1 protein-coding gene and 1 pseudogene are annotated in these 2,356 nt (G+C 43.8%); both read right to left on the bottom strand.

The window, feature by feature from the left end:
* Positions 1–339, bottom strand: a pseudogene (locus WBN20_RS11885) (aminotransferase class III-fold pyridoxal phosphate-dependent enzyme); the annotation flags it as partial.
* Positions 340–372: 33 nt separating this feature from the next.
* A complete protein-coding gene (gene ggt, locus WBN20_RS11890; RefSeq protein WP_424271986.1) occupies positions 373–2,070 on the bottom strand; it encodes a gamma-glutamyltransferase in 1,698 nt (565 codons plus the stop codon).
* Positions 2,071–2,356: the final 286 nt, after the last annotated feature.

Consider the following 2,356-nt stretch of genomic DNA (forward strand, 5'->3'; position numbering starts at 1 on the left):
TAACTTTTTTGAATGCGGCACTTCCACCAGAAACTTACCCTCCAGATAGGATAACATTCTACAGATACATTCTTGCCCATCGATATTCACTAAAGCTGTATAGCTTTGGTTCTTTGAAGGAATGGGAATTTGTATGTTCCTCTGGCCTTCGTTTTGTAGAAATAGAAGTGCGTTGTTTTCTGCATCTACTAATGACAATGCATCCTGAAAATAAGGGTAAGTTTTGAAAATATATTTTTCCGTAAGCGTTTCTACGAGGTAGTTAGCATTGTCTAATCCGCTTAGTCTTTCAACCTTTATGGCATTTATTCCAAATTGTTCATGTAAGATTCTTTTCATTGAAGTATTAAAAATATTCATTCTGTAACAAACCTAATAACCTGCCGCCTGCCCATCCTTACGGGATTCCGAGGCCCCGGTATAGACCCTGTTTTCTACATCTACCCCAATAGCCTGATAACCCCCATAAATTCCTACGGCAAAGGAAATACGATGGCCTTTTTCTCGCAATTCCCTGATGTTCTTATAGTCAAAGCCGCTTTCCAGGTTTAGGGTACCCCCATTGGTCATCACAGATCCTGTAGGTTGAGAACTGCCTCGATGCCTCATTCGGGGGGCATCCCCGGCTTCCTGAAGGTTCATCCCAAAGTCTACCAGATTTACTACAATCTGTGCATGTCCCTGGGGTTGCACTGCTCCGCCCATAAGTCCAAAACTTACCAATGGTTTCCCATCCTTGGTAATAAAGGCGGGAATTATAGTATGAAAAGGACGCTTTCCAGGTTCCAGCGCATTTGCATGGTTCTTATCCTGCACATTAAACATCTGTCCGCGGTTTTGTAAAACAAAGCCAAGACCATCTGGTACCATCCCGGAGGCAAATTCGGAATAGATACTCTGAATTAGAGACACCATGTTCCCGTCCTTATCCGCTACGGTTAAATAGGTAGTATTCCCAGTCTCGATCTCAAGGTCTCCGGCTGAAAAGGCATCCGATGCTTTATCCGGATTGATGAGTAAACGTCGCTTGGCCGCGTATTCTTTAGACAAGAGTTGGGTTAAGGGAATTTGATTAAAGTCCGGATCTGCATAGAACTTAGCCCTGTCTTCATAAGCCAGTTTTTTAGCTTCTGTAATCAGATGCAGGTATTCAGTACTACCAAAACCCATGGAAGCAATGTCATAGCCCTCCAAAATATTAAGCATCTGCAGGGCCGCAGTGCCTTGTCCGTTAGGGGGCAATTCCCAGACCTCATAACCACGGTAAGAAGTGGATACAGGCTCTACCCAATTAGACCTGTGGCTGGCAAGGTCTTCATAGGAAAGGAAGCCGTTGTGTTTTTTCATAAAGGCGTCAATGGTACGGGCAATCTCTCCCTTGTAAAAAGCATCGCGCCCCTTTTTGGCAATCATTTCATAGGTATTGGCTAGGTCAGGATTTTTAAAAATTTCGCCTTTTTTTGGTGTGCGTCCATTGGGCAAATACGTGGTCGCAAAGCCAGGCAAGTCTTCCATGCCCTCAGATGCATAGCCCATTTCATAGGCAATGACTTCTGATACGGGGAAACCTTCCCGGCCATAATTTATCGCCGGCTGTAATAACTCCTCCATAGGCAATTTTCCAAATTTCTGATGCAAAACAAACCAGCCATCTACACAACCGGGAACAGATACCGGAAGGGGTCCATATAGGGGAACATATTTCATATCCCTGTCCATAAAGTATTCTATGGCTAGCGATTTTGGTGCCCGGCCGCTGCCGTTAAAACCGTAAAGCTTTTCTTCCTTTGCATCCCAGACAATCGCAAAAATATCACCGCCAATACCGCAACTGGCAGGCTCCACAAGACCAAGCACAGCATTGGCCGCTATGGCAGCATCCATGGCACTCCCACCCTTTTTGAGGATATCCAGTGCCACTTGGGTAGCTAAAGGCTGACTCGTGGCAGCCATGCCATTGCGGGCAAGGATTTCAGATCGGGTCGTAAAGGTTTCCCCCGTGAGCCGGTCCTGTGCCCAAAGACTGCCGTTAAGGAATATCAATAAAAAAAGTGAGAAAAGCTTGGTCATAAGAATCAGGTTTAGACACCCTAAACTAGGAAAAAAGTTAGTGGATACAAGGAGAATATGATGAAAAATTCATGAAATCTTTCTTTCTAAAAGCGTATAGCTTTATGGTAAAGCCAACAGAAATTTGTCTGTACTACCTATATAGTAAAGAAATACATACTCTTTGATTGGAAACTATAAAATATTATCTTGCGGTATGACCAGAAAAATCAACTACTTAAACTTATTGCTTGGACTCGCAATCTTATATGGATGCCAGCAATCTCCCTCAACCCTATCAGTAAAA

Source organism: Eudoraea sp. (assembly GCF_049665975.1).
Classification (GTDB): Bacteria; Bacteroidota; Bacteroidia; order Flavobacteriales; family Flavobacteriaceae; genus Eudoraea.

What these genes read in the sequence shown, in the direction of transcription:
- ggt (WP_424271986.1), bottom strand. Translation starts at nt 2,070, where the DNA reads ATGACCAAGCTTTTCTCACTTTTTTTATTGATATTCCTTAACGGCAGT.